The organism is Pseudoxanthomonas sp. CF385 (assembly GCF_900104255.1).
GTDB lineage: Bacteria > Pseudomonadota > Gammaproteobacteria > Xanthomonadales > Xanthomonadaceae > Pseudoxanthomonas_A.
On record NZ_FNKZ01000003.1, the window covers coordinates 18,368 to 37,022 of the forward strand.

Consider the following 18,655-nt stretch of genomic DNA (forward strand, 5'->3'; position numbering starts at 1 on the left):
TGCCCGTGGATCACCAGCGCTTGAAGATGATCGACGTGTTGATGCCACCGAAGGCGAAGTTGTTGTTCATCACGTAGTCCGTCTGCAGATCCCGGCCCTCGCCCGTGATGTAGTCCAGGTCGGCGCAGCGCGGATCGCGCGTCTCCAGGTTGAGCGTGGGGGCGAACCAGCCCTCGCGCATCATCTGCAGGGTGATCCACGCCTCGTAGGCGCCGCACGCACCCAACGTGTGGCCCACGTAGCTCTTCAACGAGCTGATCGGCATGCGGTTGCCGAACACCGCCGCGGTGGCGGCCGTCTCGGCGATGTCGCCGTGGTCGGTCGCCGTGCCGTGCGCATTGACGTAGCCGATCGCATCGGGCGACAGATCCGCATCCTCCAGCGCGAGGCGCATCGCCTGCGCCATCGTGTCCGCGCTGGGCTGGGTGACATGCTGTCCATCGCTGTTGGTGCCGTAGCCGACGATTTCGCCGAGGATGGTCGCGCCGCGCGCAAGCGCATGCTCCAGTTCCTCGAGCACCAGCGTGCAGGCGCCCTCGCCCAGCACCAGGCCGTCGCGATTCGCATCGAAGGGGCGCGGTGTGCTCTCCGGCTCGTGGTTACGCACGCTGGTGGCGAACAGCGTGTCGAACACCGCCGCTGCCGTGGCATCCAGCTGCTCGGCGCCGCCGGCGATCATCGCCACCTGCTTGCCGTTGCGGATCGCCTCGTAGGCGCAGCCGACGCCCTGGCTGCCCGACGTGCAGGCGCTGGACGTCGTATAGACGCGACCGGTCAGGCCGAAGAAGACGCCGATGTTCACCGGTGCGGTGTGGCTCATCATCTTCAGGTACGTGGTGGCATTGATGCCTTCGGTCGTGTACGCATTGAGCATGCGGCCGAAGTCGCCGATCGCTTCGTGGCTGCCGGCCGACGAACCGTACGAAACACCGACCTTGCCGCTCTTCAGCACCGGATGGCCGAGCAGTCCCGCCTGCTCCAGCGCGAGCTCGGTGGCGCGTACCGCCATCACCGCCACGCGGCCCATGCTGCGGGTGGTCTTGCGGTTGTAGTGCGCGGGCAGCTCGAACGGTTCGGCGGGCGCGGCCAGCCGCGTGTTCAAGCCTTCGAACTTGTCCCAATCCTCCATGTGGCGCACGGCATTGCGGCACTCGCGCAGGCGCAGGTGCACGCTGTCCCAGTCATGTCCCAGCGGGCTGATCGTGCCTGCGCCGGTGACCACCACGCGTCGATCGATGCGGCTCATCCGACCAGCCCTCCGTTCACCGAGATCACCTGACGGGTGACGTACGAGGCCTGCGGCGACATCAGGAACGACACCACGGCCGCGACCTCTTCCGGTTTGCCCACGCGCTTCATCGGGATCATCTTCAAGGCCTCGTCCACCACTTCGCCACTGACCATCTCGGTATCGATCAGGCCGGGCGCCACGCAGTTGACGGTGATCTCGCGGCTGGCCAGTTCCAGCGCCAGCGCCTTGGTCGCGCCGATGATGCCGGCCTTGGCCGCGCTGTAGTTGACCTGCCCACGATTGCCGACCAGTCCCGACACCGACGACAGCGTGACGATGCGGCCGGGCTTGCGCCGGCGCACCAGCGGCATCACCAGCGGATTGAGGACGTTGTAGAAGCCGTCGAGGTTGGTGCGGAGCACGGCGTCCCAATCCTCGCCGCTCATCGCGGGAAAGGCGGTGTCGCGCGCGATGCCTGCATTGCAGACCACGCCGTAGTAGCTGCCGTGCTCGGCGATGTCGGCCTCGAGCGCCTGCGCTGCGGCCGTGCGGTCGGCCACGTCGAAGGCCAGCACGCGGGCGTCGCGCCCGAGTGCGCGCGCCTGCGAAGCGACGGCCTCGGCCTCCTCCACCCGGCTGCGGCAATGCACGACCACGTCGAATCCATCCTGCGCCAACCGCAGCACGATCGCCCGGCCGATGCCCCGGCTCCCCCCGGTGACCAGGACCGTTGTCTCTCCCCTCATTACTGCACGCTCTCCAGATAGGCCATCGCGTCTGGCGGTTCGAACACCGAGACGTTGGCGGTTGCCAGTTCTTCGCCGTCCCCCAGGATCCGGCAGCTGAACATTCCCAGCCCATTGTCGCCCAGCAGCTCGCGCCGCGCCTCCACCCGAAGTAATGCCCCGGCCCGGAACCAGGTCACCCGGCTTTCGTAGCGGCGCGTGCCCAGAAGGAACCCGATCGAGGGTTCACGGCCGGCGCGGCGCGCATGGCAGCCGGCCCACGCCGCGATGGCCTGGGCCATGTACTCCACGCCCACCCAGGCCGGGACGCCTTCGTCGTGGCTGAACGGCCCTTCTTCCGGCACGCGCAGCTCGACGGTCACGGTGTCCTCGTCCCAGGCCACCAGGCGGTCGACCAGCCGCATCGTCCCGCGATGCGGGACTACGCGTTCGATGTCGTACAGCACGTCCATCCTCATGCCCCTCCGAACACCAGCACGGCGTTGCTGCCCCCGAACGCGAACGACTGGCTCAGCACATGCTTCAGCGGTCCCGACGCGCGTTCGCCGGGGGCGACGAATGCCAGCGGCGGGAGGTCCGCATCCCGCACGCCGTCCCACCAGTGCGGCGGCAGGCGATGACCGGGATTGTCGACCATCGCCAGCCAGCACAGGCCGGCCTCGATCGCACCGGCGGCGCCGAGCGTATGACCCGTCAACGGTTTGGTGGAACTGACCGGCACGCGGGTGCCGAAGGCCGCCGCGACCGCCCGACTCTCCATCGCGTCGTTTTGCGGCGTGGCGGTGCCGTGCAGGTTCACGTAGTCGATATCTCCCGCCTCCAGCCCCGCGCGCTCCAGCGCTTGCGCGATGGCCGCGATCGCGCCGTGACCTTCCGGTGCGGGCGCGGAAATGTGGTGCGCATCGGACGTCTCGCCCCACCCCGCCAACCGCACGGGGCCCGGCTCGCGCGTCATCAGGAACAGCGCCGCACCTTCACCGATATTGATGCCATGACGATGCTGCGAAAACGGATTGCAGCGCTCTGCAGACACCGATTCCAGCGCCATGAAGCCGCGCACGGTGAATTCGCACAGCGAATCCGCGCCGCCGGCGATCACCGCATCCACCACGCCGGTACGCAGCAGGCGCGCGGCCGAGGCCATCGCCTTCGCGCTGGAGGAACATGCAGTGGACAGGGTCCACGCCGGCCCGCGAACCCCTGCCTCGGCAGCGAGGAAACGCGACGGTGCGCCGATCTCCTGCTGCACGTAGTGGAAACCGGCGGGCCATTCGCCCTGCTGGCGCCAGTGCGCCATCGCCTTCTCGGCTTCGCCGATGCCGGAAGTGCTGGTGCCCACGATCACGGCCACGCGGGTCGGCCCGTAGTGCTCGATCGCCTGCTGCACGCGCTCACGGATCTGGAGGTACGCCGCACGCAGCAGCGCGTTGTTGCGTCCATGCAACTGCACGGGATGATGGTCGAGCGAGGGCGGCGGTGCCGCGACCCGGCCCAGCGCCAGGCGGCGCCCGGCGATCAGCGTATCGTCGAGGGCCACGCCCGCCGGCGCGTCGTCGCGGAACAGCGCCTCGCGCACGGTCGACGTGTCCGCGCCCAGCGCGCACACGATGCCGAGGTCGTTCAGGAAGATGGCGTCGCCGCTCAAGGAAGCACGTCTCCGCCGGCCACCGATTCGATCGTCAGATCATAGCCATCGGCCAGGTTGCGAACCTGCAGCGTGGTCGCATTCACGCGTTCACGCGACAGCCAGACGCGTCCTTCGTGGCTGAGTTCGCGCGTTTGTCCGTGCTCGGCGAGCGTCCAGCCGGCCGGCAGCGCGGCGCGGACGGCTTCGGCCGGCCACAGGCTGAATTGCACATCGTCCAGCACGCGCTCGCTGCGCACCGCGGCCGGCAACCAGGCCGCCCGTTGCTCGGACAGCTGAGCGCCGTCCCACTGCAGGGTCACGCCGGTACGGCCCATGGCCTGCACTGCCAGGCGGAGCGCCTGCGCGTCGACTTCCAGCAACGCATCGAGTTCGCGCACGTGCGACCCGAAGCGGAACACCAGGCGCTGCTGCACCGCCAGGTCCTGCCCCAGCGCCGCCGGCGCGAGCCGCAACGGCGGCAACACGATGCCGGGCGGCCGCGAGGCCTGCGACGCGCAGGCCGTCAGCAGGACGGTCAGCAGCACGGCGATCAAGCGCCGCACAGTTGCTCCAGCACCTGCAGGCGGCGTTGCGTTTCGGCGACGTAGGGATTCTTCTTGTCCCAGGCGTAGCCGGCGAGGATCGAGCAGATCATCCGGCGGATGTCGGGCTGCGGATCCGGGTGGAAGATGATCTTCTGGAAGCCACCGGCGTACCACGACTCCACGAAGCGGCGGAACGTCTGCACGCCGCCCCGCAGCGGCTCGGCGAAATCGGCTTCCCAATCCACCGCCTCACCTGCGTAGTGGCGCCGCAGGCAGTCGCTGGCCAGTTGCGCGGACTTGAACGCGATGGTGACGCCGGACGAGAACACCGGGTCGAGGAACTCGCCCGCATTGCCGAGCAGCGCATAGCCCGGGCCCCACAACGAACGCACGTTGGCGGAGTAGCCGGTGATCTGCCGTACCGGCAACACGGCCCACTCGGCGTTCTTCAGCAGCCGCGTCAGGTTCGGATCCTCGCCGACGATGGCCTGCAGGCGCTCCAGTTCGGTGCCGGTGTAGCGGTCGAGGAACGGCTGCTCCGCCACCACGCCCAGCGAACAGCAGCCGTTGGAGAACGGAATCGTCCAGTACCAGACATCCACATGCTCCGGATGCGTGGTGATCAGGATCTTGTTGCGGTCGAAGCCGGCGTCGACGGGAATGTGGTCGCGTACATGGGTGAAGATCGCGCCACGCACCGGGAAATTGGAGGGCGACTCCAGCTTCAGCAGGCGCGGCAGCAGGCGGCCGAAGCCACTGGCGTCCAGCATGAAGTCCGCCTCGATCACGTACTCCTCGCCATCGGGCGCGCGCACGGTGACGCGCGGCGTCTCGCCCGGTTCGGCCGACAGCACCTCGTGGCGGTAGCGCACTTCGGCGCCCATGCGCTCGGCGCCCTTCGCCAGCACGTGGTCGAAATCGGCGCGCTGGACCTGGTAGGTCGTGCCCCAGCCTTGCGAGAACTTGTCGCGGAAGTCGAATTCGGTGGTGCGCTCGCCGCGCACGAATGCGGCGCCGTTCTTGTACTGGAAACCCGCTTCGACCACGTCCTGCAGCAGGCCGGCGGCCTGGATGTATTCCATGCTCTGCGGCAGCAGGCTTTCGCCGATGGAGAAGCGCGGGAACTGCTCGCGTTCGACGATCAGGACCTTGCGGCCCTGCTGGCGCAGCATCGCCGCGGCGACCGAGCCCGCAGGGCCGGCGCCGATGATCAGGATTTCAGTGCGTTCCGTCTTCATGCAGCGGTGTTTCCATGCGTGGGGGAGTGGTCCGGCGGAGGCCGGAACAGGGGCGACAGCAGCCAGACCAGGCCGATGCCGAACAACAGGGTCAGGCCGAAGGCGCGCAGCGCGGGCGTCGCCGACAGGCCCAGCAGGCCGAACGACAGCCAGGTGCTGGCGGCGCCGACGCAGACCGCCAGCCATGCACTGGCATCGCCCCGGTGTTCGACCAGGAAGATGCCGTAATCGATGCCCATGCCGAGCAACAGCATCAGCGCGAGTACGTTGAACAGTTGGAGAGGCTGTCCCAGCCATCCCAACAGCGCCACGGTCAGCACGCCGGCCAGCAATGTCGGCGTGATCACCCGCCACGCCTGCCAGCGGTAGCGGATGGCGAGAACACCGAACACGACCACCACGCCCGCCAGCAGCAGGCCCGTCATCATGCGGCGGTAGTGCTGCAGCAGGCGCGAGATATCCGCGGTGCGGTCGACCCAGCGCACACCTTCGATGTCGTCGGCCTGGGCCGCAAAGGTCGCGAGCGCATCCGGGCGAGACAGGTCGTTGACCATCACCACCGAGGCCATGCCCTGCCCCACCTGGCCCAGCCACAGATGGCGCACCGGCAAGGCCGCCGGCGAGGCGAGGAACGTATCGAGGCTCAGCGATCGCGCTGCGAATTCGCCGCGCGCCAGCGTCTCGCCGGTGGCGGCGGACAAACGCGTCAATACTTCGCGTTCGACGCGCGCGGTCAGCGCCGCATCCTCATCCTGCCGACGCTGCGACGGCAGCCAGTCGCTGAGCGCGCGATGGCCGCCTACCAGGCCTTTCGTTTCCGCTTCGCGCAGGCGCGCGACCAGTTGCTCTTCGCGCTGGAGCACCTGCTCGGCATCGCGCCCCTGCACCAGGTAGAACTGCGCCGGGCTCGGCATGCCCAGCAGGCGTCCCACGTCGCGCTGCTGGGCGATCAGTTCGGGCGGCGACGACTGCAGGCTGCGCAGGTCGTCATTGCCGCGTACCTGGATCAAACCGGGCACTGCGATGAGCAGCACCACGGCGGCGAGCACCACGCCGCCGCGACGGGTGGCCAGTCGCGGCCAGCCGGCGAGCGTGCCGCCCAGCCAGCGCGAGAACGCCGTCGCCCGGACCTCACCGCCATCGAGCCAGGGGAACGCGAAGATCACCGTGAAGAAGGCCGCCGTCAGACCGACCACCGAGAACAGCGCCATCTGCCGTAGCCCCGGGAACGGCGCGAGGCCCAGCGCGAGATATGCCATCGCGCTGGTCAGCAGCGCCAGCCACAGCCCGGGCAGCAGGTGGCGCAGCAGCGACCAGCGGCGCGCCTTGGGTTCGCCCTGCCGCGACGCGAACCAGTGAATGCCGTAATCCTCCGCCACGCCCACCAGGCTCGCGCCGAAGATCAGCGTCAGCAGGTGGACCTTGCCGAACACGAGCACGGTGACCGTCAGCGCGACCGCGCAACCCACCAGCAACGACAGCGCGACCAGCAGCAGCGGCCGCAACGAACGGAAGGCCAACCACACCAGCAGCAGCACGGCGGCGAGCGAACCCCAGCCGATGGTGTTGACCTCGCGGTTGGCCTGCACCGCCGCGGATTCCGCATGCAACGGCACACCCGCCTTCAACACCTTCACGCTGGGCGCCGCGGCAATGGCCGCGGCAGATGCGCCATCGAGCAGATCCTGCAAGCGGCGTTCGCCATCCAGCTTGAAGGCGGACTCCCGCAGGGTGAACTGCAGCACCGCCCAATGACGGTCTTCGGCCTGCAGCAAGCCATCGCCGTCCAGCGCCATCCCGGACGCCGTCGCCTGGGCCTGCCACCACTGCGGCCACAGGCCCAGCGGATCGCTGCGCCACTCGGTCAGGCGCGGCGCGCCCATCGGACCGTACAACGCGGCCAGCGCCGATTCGGCCAGGGCGTCCGGCGACGTCTGTTCGAGATGCTGCCGCTGCGCTGACGTCAGAAAACGATCGCGATGCGGCGCGAGCATGTCGCGCGCTTGGGCGAACCAGTCTTCCGGCGAACGTTCCGCCACCAGCAGGTCCACGCCACGCTGCGCGGATGCCTGGACGACGGTTTCGAATGCATCGCGGGCGCGCAGTACCGCCTCAGAATCCTCTGCTCCGAGCATCACGACGACGTCGCGCGAACTGTTGCCGGCGATCCGGCGCGTCGCATCGCCCACCGCGGGATCGCCCGCATCCTGCGGCAGCAGGGCGAGGATGTCGCTGTCGATGCGCGGCGACTGCCAGAAGCCCCACTGGTGCCAGGCCACGCCCACCAGCGCCAGCAGCCACGCCAACGCCAGCCAGCGCCATCCGCGCAGCCTGCGGTCCGCTGCCTGCGGCTCCTGCGGCTCAGTCAAACCGGACCGCCTCGTCGCGCGTCAGTGTCGCGGGCGTCTCGGTCATCCCATCGAAGCTCAGCCGGGTGATATCGCCATTGGCTTCGCGCAATTCCACCTCGCGTACATAGCGATCGCCCGCCAGGCGCACCGACGTGAACGCCTGCGCCAGCTGACGCGAACGCGGCGATAGCGTCATCCGCCAGCCCTTGCCTTCGGCCGGCTCGTTCTTCACGTCGAAGGTCGTGGTCAACGCCTTCATGTCGCCGCTCATCAGGGCGAACATCATCGCGTTCACGGTACGCAGCCCGGGTTGCTGGCGCCCGTCCACCTCCACCCGTGCACGGCCGTCGCGCTGGCGGCTGACGATGCGGTCGCGGGTGATGACGATCTCGGATGGAAACGGGGCGACCGTCGTCCAGATGACGCCCTTCTCGCGTGCCAGCACGAAGCGTCCGCTGGAGCGCAGCGGATTGCGGAAACCCGCGACCTGTTTTTCCTGCGAGAAATTTCCGCGCAACAGGGGCACCTGCGCGACCTGCGTGCGCACCTGCGCCAGCGGATCGGCTGCGGCAGTGGCGCCTGCCACCGGCACAGAAACCAGAGGAAGAACCAGCAGAACGGGAAGCAACATGCGGCGCAGCGTCATGGCGCGGGGACTCCCAGACGTTCCCACAGGATGGGTGGGCACTGATACAGCATCTCGCCTGAAGCCGCGTCGACCGCGACCTGCAGCGTATGCGCACGGGTCAGGACCTCGCCGGTCGCGGCGTCGCGGATCTCGTATTCCATCTTCAGCCGGTTCTCCCACTCCGTCACCCGCGCCGACACCCGCAACGGCTGCGCATAGCGCAACGGCCGGATGTACTTCACCCGCGCATCGACGATGGGCCACATGTAACCCGACGCCTGCATCTGCGGATAGTCGTAATCGAAGCGCTGCAACAAGGCGCAACGGGCGATCTCCAGGTACTTGAAGTAGTGCCCGTGCCAGACCACCTGCATGGCGTCGCAATCGTGGAACGCCGGGGCCAGCGCCACCTCGATGCGCAGGTCCTCGCGCGGCTCAACCGGCATAGACATTCCAGCGTGTTTCGCGGATGTCGACCACCAGCTGGCGCAGTTCGCCGTCCAGGGCGCGATCTTCCTCGACCAGGGCGATCCGCGCGCACAGATCTTCGTACATCCCCGCCGGAGCCTCGCCCAAGGTCGACTGCAGGCCGACGCGCTGGCGCAGGCCCACCGCCTGGCGCGCCGCGATCAGCATGGCCGCGATCACCTGTTCGGTCAGTTCGAGCACGCGCAGGCAGTCGCGCGCGGCGATCGTGCCCATGCTGACCTTGTCCTGGTTGTGGCACTCGGTGGAACGCGAGAACACCGACGCCGGCATCGTCAGCTTCAGCGCTTCGGCGGTCCAGGCCGACACGCTGATTTGCAGCGCCTTCAAGCCGTGGTTGATCGCCGCACGTGGCCCGGTGGCACCGGACAGGTTGGCCGGCAGACCATGGTTGTAACGGGCATCGACGATCAGCGCCAACTGGCGATCCAGCAGGTCGGCGACGTTGGCGACCGTGTTCTTCAACGCATCCATCGCGAAGGCGATGTGGCCGCCGTAGAAATGGCCGCCATGCAGGATCTGCTCGCGCTCCGGATCGATCAGCGGATTGTCGTTGGCGCTGTTGAGTTCGGTTTCGATCAACTGGCGCAGGAACGGCAACGCATCTTCCAGCACGCCGATGACGTGCGGCGCGCAGCGCAGCGAATAGCGATCCTGCAGGCGTTGCTCATTGCGTGGCGGACGGTCGCTGTGCAAATCCTCGCGCAGGCGCTGCGCGACACGCGCCTGGCCCGGATGCGGCTTGGCCGCGAACAGCACCGCGTCGAAATGGTGGGCGTTGCCGTTGCTGGCCAACACGTTGAAGGCGGTCAGACGGGTGGCCAGGCGCGAGACATACTCGGCGCGATCGAAGGCCAGACAGGCCAGCGCCGTCATCACGGCGGTGCCGTTCATGATGGCCAGGCCTTCCTTCGGTCGCAGCGTCAGCGGCGCCTGGCCGATCTCGGCCAGCGCCTCCGCCGCGGGCCGGATGCGGCCGTCGTGGAGCACGTCGCGTTCGCCGCACAGCACGGCCGCCACGTAGGACAGCGGCGTGAGGTCGCCACTGGCGCCGACCGAGCCTTCGGCCGGGATCAGCGGCAGCACGTCGTGCCGCAGCAAGCCTTCCAATCCTTCCAGCAACGGCAGGCTGACGCCGGACATGCCGCGCACCAGCGAGGCCAGTCGCGCGGCCAGCACGGCGCGTGTCTCGGTCGCGTCGAGGAAACGCCCCAACCCGCAGCCGTGGTAGGTGTACAGGTGATGCGGCAACTCGGCGACCAGTGCCGGCGGGATGTTCACCGTGCAGGAGTCGCCATAGCCCGTGGTGACGCCGTAGATGACGCCCTCTTCGTGCAGGAGGCGGTCGAGGAAATCGGCGCCCTTGGCGATACGTGCACGGAACGCGGGCTCGCGCGACAGTACGGGCGGCGCTCGGCGCTGCGACAGCGCCACGACGTCCTCGATGCGCAGGGGCGCGTCGCCAAAGACGGGCGCGGCGGATTCATTCATGGCGGGCGTCATGCGTTACCTGATCCCAGAAGGGGTAGAAATTGAACCAGTCGTACGGCGAATCGCGGACCTGCCGTTCCATCCACGCCGCGAACTGCGCAGCGTAGCGCGCCAGCGCCTCGTCGCGCGATCCGCGCGGGAGTTCGATCCGCTCGGCGAAGGATTCGAAGCGCACGCGGTAGCCATCCCCGACGTGGGTGCAGGCCATCGTGAACACCGGGCAGCGCAGCGCCGCGCCCAGCACATAGGCGCCGATCGGGAAAGGAGCCTCGTGGCCGAGGAACGGCGCCTTCACCGAACGCCCGCCCCGCACCGGCACGCGGTCGCCGGCGATGGCGACGAACTCGCCCCGCGCCACCCGCTCGGCCAGCTTCACCGCATCGGCGGGACCCAGGTCGGTGACCTGCAGCAGCTCCACCTTGCTTCCGGCATCGAGGCGCCGGATCAGCCGGTTGAAGCGTTCGGCATGCGCCGTATGGACGAGCGCGGTAAGGCGGAATCCGGGCACCTGGTCGGCCATGACCTGGCACAACTCCAGGCAACCCAGGTGCGCGGTGACCAGCAGGCCGCCCTCGCCCGCCCGCACGCGGGCCAGCACGCCCTGGCGTTCCATCGTGACCTTGTCGACGGGGTAGCGCTGGCCCAGCGCCAGGATCTTGTCCAGCAGCGTCTCAGCGAAGACCGCGAAGTGGTACAGGCTCTGCAAGGCGCCCGGCCGTCGCGCCGGCACACCGAGATGGGCATGCACGCGGGCGAGGTACTGGCGCGACGCACGGCGCGCGGTGCCGTTGAGCAGCCAGTGCACGAACACCACGGGATACACGCAGACCCGGAACGGCCAACGGCCCAGCCAGCGGTGCACGAAACACAACAGCAGGATGCCGCGCACGGACGTGGATTCGCCGATGTCGGCCCAGTGGTGCGAACGATCGCTCACGCGCGCCCGCCCTCGAGCTTGCGCGCCAGCAGGCGCGGCAGGCGCGCAACCATGCCGAAGAACAACCGCGTATGCATGCGGCTGATCCGCACGTTGTCGCGCCAGACGTCGAAGTGGGAGACGCCGTCCAGCGGATACGTCACCCGCGTGGGCCGGCTGCGCACTTCGATGCCGCGCCAGAACAGCCGCACCAGCACTTCGACGTCGAAATCCATCCGGCGACCGATGGTCTCTTCGTCCATCAGGCGCAGCACCGGGGGCAGCGGATAGACGCGGAACCCGCACATGGAGTCTCGGATCGTGAACGACAGGGTGTTGATCCAGACCCAGACGTGGGTCAGGTAACGACCGTACAGGCGGCCCTTCGGCACGCTCGCGTCGTACAGCGGCACACCGCAGATGACGGCATCCGGATGCGCGCGCGCTTCCTCGAGGAAGCCGGGGATGTCGCGCGGGTCGTGCTGGCCGTCGGCATCGATCTGCAGCACGTGGGTGTAGCCCGCCGCGCCCGCCTCGCGGAAGCCCGCCAGCACCGCCCCGCCCTTGCCTTGGTTCACCGGCAGGCGCAGTAGCGTCACGTCGGGGGCATGCAGCGTCGCCAGACGATCCAGCTCGCCTGCACAGGATTGCCCCGAACCGTCGTCGACCAGCAGACACGGCACGCCGGACGCCCGCACGCCGTCCACCATCATCGCGATGGCGTGCTCATGGTCGAAGACCGGGATCACCACGAGCGGACGGAACCCGTTCGCCGCGGCCATGACGTCATTCCCCATCGGCGAACACCACGCGCCCGCTGGCGTGCGGGCCGTGTTCCGACACGTAGCGGAACACCAGGGTGCTGCGTTCGGCCTGCCACTCCAGATCCAGCCGGATCAGGTCGCCGGGCCGCGCGACGCGCTGGAACTTCAGCGCCTCCATGCGCAGGAACGTCGCCGGCAACGGAAACACCTCGCGCGCCAGCTGCACGGCCCAGTCCAACTGCGCGACGCCAGGCAGGATCGCGGCCTGGGCGAAATGGCCTTCGAACACGGCCAGCGATGCGTCCAGCGGCAACTCGACGCGCGCATGCGCGGGTTCGCGCAACGTCCAGTGCGCCGGCGGACGCTCCGGACGGAACAGCGCCGTCAGCGCCGCTTCGGTGACCTTGCCCTGGGCGTTCGTCGGCATTGCCGGGACGAACCGCCAGCGGCGCGGCCGGGTGACCGCATCCTGCGCGCCGGCCAGATGGCGCGAGAGCGTGTTCGCCAGGGCCCGGCGGCCGGCGGCATCGTCAGGCACGCCGGTAGCATCCGCGTCCATCACGACGACGGCCGCCAGCGCACTGCGTTGGCCGCCCAGTAGCAGGACACGCGCCTCGCGGACCGCGGGATGGGCCTGGATCTGGCGCTCCAGCGCATCCAGCGATACGCGGCGCTCCTCCACCTTCACGATCCGGTCGGCACGGCCCAACAGCCGGAAGCCACCGGCGCCGTCGGCCTCGGCGCGATCCTGACTGCGCCACCACGCCGGTTCGGCCAGATGCGGCGACCGGACTTCCAGCACGCCCTCCGCCAGCCGCCAGTCGACGCCCGGCAGGGGCTTCCAGGCGGGTTGTTCTTCGTCCCAGCGGCGCCAGGCGATGCCACCCGTCTCGCTGCTGCCGAGGATTTCCACCGGCGGCACGCCGAGCAGGCGCGCCACCTCATGCGCGGCTTCCGCAGGCAGCGCACCGCCGGACGAGAACACCGCGCGCAGGCGGCCGCGCACCGAGGGCCAGTCGAGTTGCGCCGGGAGGCGCTTCAGATGCGCGGGGCTCGCGACCAGGATCGCCTCATGGCCCTCCATCGCCGCCAGCAGATCCTCGGGGAAGAACGCCCGTGGCACGATCGCCCGCCCCGCCGCCAGCGGCCACAGCACGCGGAACAGCAGGCCGTAGATGTGCTGATGCGACACGGTGCCGTGGATCGCGACATCGCCCATCCCTTCACCGAGTGCGGATTCCAGCGCGTGCACTTCGGCATCGAGCTGGCGAAGACGCTTCTCGATCGCCACAGGTTCGCCGGTGCTGCCGGAGGTGAACACGACCAGCCGGGTCGCGTCCGGATCCAGGGGCGTGAGCGGCCCCTCGCCGGCCTCGCTTTCACGCAGGGCGGACGCACCGGGCCAATCGCCCGCGAATCCGTCCACACGCGATTGCAGCCGCGTCTGCGTACCGGACAGGGCGTCGCCCGGCAACACCACGGTCTTGCCGGCATGCCAGGCGCCGAACAGCGCCGAGGCGAAGCGCGTGGCGTCATCGAAATGAAGCGCGAACGCGTGGCCCGGCAGCGCGTCGAACGCGGCGTGCCAGCGCAGGACCTCGCGATGGAATGAAGCGTGGTCGATCAGGGCCCCACCGGTGCGCGCGAACGTGCGCCCGGCCAGCGGTTGCAAGGCCACCTCGGTGAGCGGATGCCACTCAGCCATGCGAATGCCTCGCCCGCACCCGCCGGCGCACCAGCCATTCGACGCTGAACAATGCGCCGATCAAGACGTACGCGATCAGTCCGTTGTAAAGCGCCCATGCACGGTCGGACATCCATAGGGCGGTAATCAGCGCCAGCGTGCCGTTGAAGACGAAGAACATGCACCACACCTGGGTCACCCGCCGCGTGTAGGCCACGCCTTCCGGCGGCAGGTCCGGCTCGGTCAGCCGGGCGATGCGCTCCACGGCCGACGGCGGGAACGCCAGGCTGGTGGCGAACACCACCAGCAGTACCGCGTTCACCAACGCGGGATAAAGCTTCAGCGGCAGGGCTTCATTGAACACCGTCGCCAGGGTCGCGAGCAGTGCGGCTCCGCCCGCAGCCGCCAGCCAGACGGCCTGCCGCGTCGCCAGGGCCCGCAGCAAAGCGAGCACGAGCAGCAGCACCGCCAGCCAGCGGGGCTCGAAGCGGCCCATCGCCCAGTACACCACCAGGGGATATGCCACTGACAGCATCACGAAGATGGCCGCGCCAATCCGGGACACGGGGCGACCTGCGTCAGGCGGCTTCGTCGCGGATCAGTCCGTACAGCACGTCGACGATGTCCTGCACCGTGCGCACCGACTTGAACGCGTCCGGCTGGAGGCTCCGCCCCAGCAGCGGCTTGAGTTGCACGATCAGGTCCACCGCATCGATGCTGTCGATGTCGAGGTCGTCGTAGAGCCTCGCCTCGGGCGTGATACGCGCCGGTTCGATCTCGAAGCTGTCGTGCAGGATCGTGACGATCCGTTCAAAGAGTTCGTTCTTGGTCATCTTGCCAGTCCTGCCGTTGCTCAGGCCTTGCCCTGGGCGACGACGAAATCCGCCAGTGCGCGCACGCTGGCGAAGTGCCGGCGGGTCTCCTGCGAGTCGGCCGAGAGGCTGACCCCGTAACGCTTCTGCAGCGCCAGGCCGAGCTCGAGCGCATCGATCGAATCCAGGCCCAGCCCCTCCACGAACAACGGCGCGGTGGTATCGATGTCGTCGGGCGTGATGTCTTCCAGCGACAACGAAGAAATGATCAATTCCTTGATCTCGTGCTCAAGTGCCTGCACGCGATGGATCTCCCGCAAAGTAGTTGGCCAGATAGTCCGTGAGTCGCCGGGCTGCCAGCGCCTCTCCCCCCGCCGACGGATCCCCCCCCTCCGTTCCGTTCAGGAACGGGGCGATCGGCAGGTCTTCCTGAACATCGATCACCATATGGAACCGCATCGGCGGCACACGATACCACTTCTCACCTTTCCCCAGCGTCAGCGGCGTGCAGGTGATGCGTACCGGCGTGACGTCCAGCGCGCCGCGCACGGCGATGTTCGCCGCACCGCGCTGGAGTTTCAGGGGCTGCCCCGGCGTGGTCCGCGTGCCTTCGGGAAAGATCACCAGGGTGCCGCCCGCACGGACCGCGGCGATGCAGTCCTCGACCAGGCCCGCACCGTCGTCGTTGGACACGTAACCCGCGGCCCGGACCGGCCCCCGCATGAACGGATTGCGCGCCACCGCCGACTTCACCACGCAATCGGCGTTCGGCAGCAGGGAGATCAGCAGCACGACATCGATCAGCGTCGGATGGTTGGCGAGCACCAGCAACCCGTCGCGCGCCAGCCGCTCCCGCCCCCGGATCTCATACGTCATCACGCGCAGCCGGCGCATCAGTTCCACATGGGCGGCGAAACTGCGCTGCACGAGACGCCGCGACCAGCGTCGGCGGCGGTCGGGATCGCGTACCAGCCACAGCAGCGGCGGCAGCACGCAGACGCCCAGGAACAGGCCGCCCACGCCGAACGCGAGGAAGCTCAGTCCCGTTCCCGCGACACGCCAGGCGTGGCCCAACCGCTCACGCATCGCGTCGCCAATGCCAGTGGACGCCATCGCCGCGCCATTCGAGCGCCGCATCGCCGGCGAGCAGGAAGCGCAACACGTCCAGCCCGTGGGGCAACGCGGTGGCGGCATCATCCGCGCCGTCGGCCGTCCACGTCAGGCGCAGGGTCGGCCACGCGGTGTCGGTGGCGACCAGCCGCCAGCACCACGCGAACCCGGCATCCGGCTCGTCCGCGAAACCGGCATATACCGCAGGCAGCGGTGCGTCGTAGACGACCAGCAGCACCTCCGGGGCTCCGTCAGCGAGCAATGCCGCGGCTTCGATGCAGGCGGTCTCGACGGTGGCCTTGCCGCCCGCCGTGGCCACGTAGTTGCCACGCTCGCCCCGCAGGATGGAATACAGCGCGGCGATGGCGTTGTGCACCGACAGGCCGAACGTCGTCGGCGAAGGCGACTCCCCCGCCACCAGCGCCTCGAGCAGTTCCATCGAACGCGCCACATCGCCGTGCCGCGAGGCGAAGACCAGCGGCACGCCACCCTCGTCGGCGCGCTGGCACCAGAACGCGGTCTGGATGGCCATGCGCCCCAGCCGTTCGATCCGCCGGCGCTGCATGGCCGGCACTTCGGACAACGCCGGCGTTCCGTCTCCCGCGGGCAGCCACGGCGCCTGTGCCCATGCCGTCCACGCGGTCTGATCCACCAGGCCCGGCGCCCACGCCGCCCACTCCTTCACCGACAAACCGATCATGCGCCGCGTGTGGTCCCGTCGTTCTTCAAGCGTGGTATTTCACCCGCATGCCGCAACGTTCGCCAGTCGTGAATATTTTCGTAACGAATGCTTGCGCATCGGAAAGAGGCTGGCTATTATTCCGCTCCTGCCAGCACGTGGGGCCATAGCTCAGCTGGGAGAGCGCCTGCATGGCATGCAGGAGGTCGGCGGTTCGATCCCGCCTGGCTCCACCAACTTCCGGACAATAGGCCGTCTGGAATGAAAATCTGGCGAAACTTTCGTGTGTCCCCATCGTCTAGAGGCCTAGGACATTACCCTTTCACGGTAGCGACCGGGGTTCGAATCCCCGTGGGGACGCCACTTTTATCGAAGGCCCGGGAAACCGGGCCTTTTTTTTGCCTGATCGATCGTAACGCCGCTTTCGCAGGCATTTACAAGAATCTGACGACGAACGGCGTAGAAGCGGAGTGTGCCCCGCCTTCGCGTCGTCCCTGGCCGGGCGCACGTCCTGAGACAAGTGCAGTCGAAGCTGGTGCCCCCTTGCCCGGAGCCTGCCGTCATGACCCACGATTCGCTCGCCGATGAACTGGTTTCGCAACTGCCCATCCATCGCGATACGCGCTGGACCGCAGGATCGTTGGGACTGGACGACGTCGCGTTCGACGCCGTCGCCCAACGCCTGCTGGAGCTGGAGACGCTGGGGGCCGTCGACGTGATGAACCTGTCGCGGGATGCCAACCACGGGCTGCGGCGACTGAATGCCATCCGCTTCATGCGGGTGGCCTGACTGCTGGACTCAGGCGATGGCGCGCGCGGGCTCGATGGGCCGTAGCGTCGCCACGCCATGCCCCTGCTCCGCCAGATACTCCAGCCACTTGCCGAGGAAGGTGTTCATCCGCATGCGGTGGCTGATCACCTCGGCCGGGGGCGGATACAACCCGATCACGTCCTGCCAGCGCCGGCCCACGTAGCAGTGCGTCGCCTCGGCCTGGTGCGCGTCCCGGTACAGCCGGACGAAGGCCGACGGATCCGGCTCGCCGGTCAGCGGATCGCACAGGTCGTAGGTCAGCCGCAGTTCCACCGTGTAGCGGTGGGTTTCGATGACTTCCAGGCGGACATCCAGCCCATCGCCGATCGAGGACATGTAGACGCCGGGCGCCAGATGGTCCGGCGCGAACAGGCGGAGCAGCCGCGCATGGTTCTCCGCGTACAGCGCCATCAGCCAGCCGAAACGGCTGAGCCGGGGGATGCGTGCGGTGCGGGCCAGGGCCTGGGACATGGCCTGATCCTACACGTGGAAATCCCCGCGCGGCAGCATTGACGCGCACCATCGTGCGGCCTAAGTTAAGGATCTGACGCCCGTGGATTTCCGGGTTGTCGCCGCACCCTCCCCGCTCAGTACATCTCGCGCTGCAGGCCCAGCGTGGAGAGCACCTTGCTGGAGATCTCCTCGATCGACTTGTTCGTCGTGCTCAGCGTGGGCAGGCGCTCCACCTGGAACATCGCCTCCGCGGCCGCGACCTCGCGCTTGCAGGTCTCCAGTTTCGAGTACGTCGAATTGGGACGCCGCTCCTGCCGGATCTGCTGCAGCCGCTCCGGATCGATGGTCAGCGCGAACAGCTTGCGACGGTAAGGACGCAGCCGCGCCGGCAGGCGATCGGTTTCGAGATCGCCGTCGGTGAGCGGGTAGTTCGCCGCGCGGATGCCGTAATGCAGGGCCAGGTAGACGCAGGTCGGCGTCTTGCCCGCGCGCGATACCGCGACCAGGATCACGTCGGCTTCGTCGTAATTCACCGCCATGCCGTCGTCGTGGGTCAGCGCGAAATTCATCGCGTTGATACGACGGTGGTAGGTCTCGAAATCCACCAGGCCATGCGCCTGGCCGACGCGCGACTGGCGTTGTTCGCCGAGTTCGCGTTCCAGCGGCTCGATGAAGGGTGCGAACACGTCCAACATCAACGCCCCGCTCTCTGCGATCAGCGCGCTCAGGGCCGGATCCACGCAGGAGCTCACCACGATGGGCCGTGCGCCCAGGCGTTCGCCCGTGCGGCGGATGCGGTCCGCAGCGTCCCTCGCCTTCTCCTCGTCGTCGACGAATGACAGCCGGTCCGTCTGGAACCGCATGCCCGCGAACTGGGTCAGCAGGCTGTGGCCGATGGTCTCGGCCGTGATACCGGTGCCATCGGACACGTAGAACACCGGGCGCAATTCAGACATGGCCACTCTTCCCCCGCTTCACCATGGAAACCCCTGTCAAATCAAGCTTGTCTGCAATTGGTATGCACTGCATCATATCGCTTCTTCCCCCTAGACACGGCCCCACGCCGACGGTCCTCGGCGCGGC

21 protein-coding genes and 2 tRNA genes are annotated in these 18,655 nt (G+C 68.3%); 3 read left to right on the top strand and 20 right to left on the bottom strand.

From position 1 onward, the window contains the following. Positions 1–10: 10 nt before the first annotated feature. From BLT45_RS15470 to BLT45_RS15555, 18 genes are read right to left on the bottom strand one after another with little or no spacing between them, the layout of a single operon-like run. Complete coding sequence (locus BLT45_RS15470; RefSeq protein WP_093302299.1) at positions 11–1,246, bottom strand: beta-ketoacyl-ACP synthase; 1,236 nt, start codon at positions 1,244–1,246, stop codon at positions 11–13. Beyond that, positions 1,243–1,977 carry a 3-oxoacyl-ACP reductase FabG gene (gene fabG / locus BLT45_RS15475; protein WP_093302304.1) on the bottom strand — a complete coding sequence of 245 codons (735 nt, stop codon included), beginning with the start codon at positions 1,975–1,977 and terminating at the stop codon, positions 1,243–1,245. The genes BLT45_RS15470 and fabG overlap by 4 nt, the downstream gene beginning before the upstream one ends. Continuing rightward, positions 1,977–2,435 (bottom strand): hotdog family protein, encoded by a 459-nt coding sequence (locus BLT45_RS15480; RefSeq protein WP_254771922.1) that lies wholly within the window; start codon positions 2,433–2,435, stop codon positions 1,977–1,979. Before BLT45_RS15480 ends, fabG begins: the two co-directional genes overlap by 1 nt. Then, positions 2,432–3,622, bottom strand: coding sequence for a beta-ketoacyl-ACP synthase (locus BLT45_RS15485; protein WP_093302315.1), 1,191 nt, complete (start codon positions 3,620–3,622; stop codon positions 2,432–2,434). Before BLT45_RS15485 ends, BLT45_RS15480 begins: the two co-directional genes overlap by 4 nt. Beyond that, positions 3,619–4,167, bottom strand: coding sequence for a DUF3261 domain-containing protein (locus tag BLT45_RS15490; protein WP_093302320.1), 549 nt, complete (start codon positions 4,165–4,167; stop codon positions 3,619–3,621). Before BLT45_RS15490 ends, BLT45_RS15485 begins: the two co-directional genes overlap by 4 nt. Further along, positions 4,155–5,387, bottom strand: coding sequence for an NAD(P)/FAD-dependent oxidoreductase (locus tag BLT45_RS15495; RefSeq protein ID WP_093302325.1), 1,233 nt, complete (start codon positions 5,385–5,387; stop codon positions 4,155–4,157). Before BLT45_RS15495 ends, BLT45_RS15490 begins: the two co-directional genes overlap by 13 nt. Then, a complete protein-coding gene (locus BLT45_RS15500) occupies positions 5,384–7,756 on the bottom strand; it encodes an MMPL family transporter (protein WP_093302330.1) in 2,373 nt (790 codons plus the stop codon). Before BLT45_RS15500 ends, BLT45_RS15495 begins: the two co-directional genes overlap by 4 nt. Beyond that, entirely contained in the window at positions 7,749–8,384 is a 636-nt protein-coding gene (locus BLT45_RS15505) for an outer membrane lipoprotein carrier protein LolA (protein WP_093302335.1), read from the bottom strand. The genes BLT45_RS15500 and BLT45_RS15505 overlap by 8 nt, the downstream gene beginning before the upstream one ends. Continuing rightward, the gene (locus BLT45_RS15510) at positions 8,381–8,812 is read right to left on the bottom strand and encodes an acyl-CoA thioesterase (RefSeq protein WP_093302339.1); all 432 of its coding nucleotides are present in this window, start codon (positions 8,810–8,812) and stop codon (positions 8,381–8,383) included. Before BLT45_RS15510 ends, BLT45_RS15505 begins: the two co-directional genes overlap by 4 nt. Further along, positions 8,802–10,343, bottom strand: a complete 1,542-nt coding sequence (locus BLT45_RS15515; protein ID WP_093303417.1) for an HAL/PAL/TAL family ammonia-lyase — start codon at positions 10,341–10,343, stop codon at positions 8,802–8,804. Before BLT45_RS15515 ends, BLT45_RS15510 begins: the two co-directional genes overlap by 11 nt. Continuing rightward, on the bottom strand, positions 10,336–11,280 hold the full coding sequence (locus BLT45_RS15520) for an LpxL/LpxP family acyltransferase (protein WP_093302344.1): 945 nt from the start codon (positions 11,278–11,280) through the stop codon (positions 10,336–10,338). Before BLT45_RS15520 ends, BLT45_RS15515 begins: the two co-directional genes overlap by 8 nt. Then, complete coding sequence (locus BLT45_RS15525) at positions 11,277–12,056, bottom strand: glycosyltransferase family 2 protein (protein WP_254771923.1); 780 nt, start codon at positions 12,054–12,056, stop codon at positions 11,277–11,279. The genes BLT45_RS15520 and BLT45_RS15525 overlap by 4 nt, the downstream gene beginning before the upstream one ends. Further along, the gene (locus BLT45_RS15530) at positions 12,046–13,728 is read right to left on the bottom strand and encodes an ApeI family dehydratase (protein ID WP_093302355.1); all 1,683 of its coding nucleotides are present in this window, start codon (positions 13,726–13,728) and stop codon (positions 12,046–12,048) included. Before BLT45_RS15530 ends, BLT45_RS15525 begins: the two co-directional genes overlap by 11 nt. After that, positions 13,721–14,242 (bottom strand): COG4648 family protein, encoded by a 522-nt coding sequence (locus BLT45_RS15535; protein WP_093303420.1) that lies wholly within the window; start codon positions 14,240–14,242, stop codon positions 13,721–13,723. Before BLT45_RS15535 ends, BLT45_RS15530 begins: the two co-directional genes overlap by 8 nt. Before the next feature lie 43 nt (positions 14,243–14,285). Next, positions 14,286–14,540 (bottom strand): acyl carrier protein, encoded by a 255-nt coding sequence (locus BLT45_RS15540; protein WP_093302360.1) that lies wholly within the window; start codon positions 14,538–14,540, stop codon positions 14,286–14,288. 20 nt (positions 14,541–14,560) lie between these two features. Beyond that, entirely contained in the window at positions 14,561–14,821 is a 261-nt protein-coding gene (locus BLT45_RS15545) for a phosphopantetheine-binding protein (protein ID WP_056878692.1), read from the bottom strand. Continuing rightward, on the bottom strand, positions 14,808–15,617 hold the full coding sequence (locus BLT45_RS15550) for a 1-acyl-sn-glycerol-3-phosphate acyltransferase (RefSeq protein WP_093303424.1): 810 nt from the start codon (positions 15,615–15,617) through the stop codon (positions 14,808–14,810). Before BLT45_RS15550 ends, BLT45_RS15545 begins: the two co-directional genes overlap by 14 nt. After that, positions 15,598–16,329 (bottom strand): beta-ketoacyl synthase chain length factor, encoded by a 732-nt coding sequence (locus BLT45_RS15555; protein ID WP_093302365.1) that lies wholly within the window; start codon positions 16,327–16,329, stop codon positions 15,598–15,600. Before BLT45_RS15555 ends, BLT45_RS15550 begins: the two co-directional genes overlap by 20 nt. A gap of 139 nt (positions 16,330–16,468) precedes the next feature. On the opposite strand from BLT45_RS15555, the gene BLT45_RS15560 reads away from it, so the two are divergent. The 3 genes from BLT45_RS15560 to BLT45_RS15570 all read left to right on the top strand — a co-directional run bounded on the left by BLT45_RS15560 (position 16,469) and on the right by BLT45_RS15570 (position 17,098). After that, a tRNA-Ala gene (locus BLT45_RS15560) sits at positions 16,469–16,544 on the top strand. 51 nt (positions 16,545–16,595) lie between these two features. Continuing rightward, positions 16,596–16,671 (top strand) — tRNA-Glu (locus BLT45_RS15565). A 199-nt stretch (positions 16,672–16,870) separates the two neighbouring features. Further along, positions 16,871–17,098 carry a hypothetical protein gene (locus BLT45_RS15570; protein ID WP_093302371.1) on the top strand — a complete coding sequence of 76 codons (228 nt, stop codon included), beginning with the start codon at positions 16,871–16,873 and terminating at the stop codon, positions 17,096–17,098. A 9-nt stretch (positions 17,099–17,107) separates the two neighbouring features. Here the strand turns inward: BLT45_RS15570 and BLT45_RS15575 are convergent, their stop codons facing one another. Both BLT45_RS15575 and BLT45_RS15580 read right to left on the bottom strand, forming a co-directional pair. Then, a complete protein-coding gene (locus tag BLT45_RS15575; RefSeq protein ID WP_093302377.1) occupies positions 17,108–17,590 on the bottom strand; it encodes a DUF1249 domain-containing protein in 483 nt (160 codons plus the stop codon). A 116-nt stretch (positions 17,591–17,706) separates the two neighbouring features. After that, on the bottom strand, positions 17,707–18,528 hold the full coding sequence (locus BLT45_RS15580) for a posphoenolpyruvate synthetase regulatory kinase/phosphorylase PpsR (protein ID WP_093302382.1): 822 nt from the start codon (positions 18,526–18,528) through the stop codon (positions 17,707–17,709). Positions 18,529–18,655: the final 127 nt, after the last annotated feature.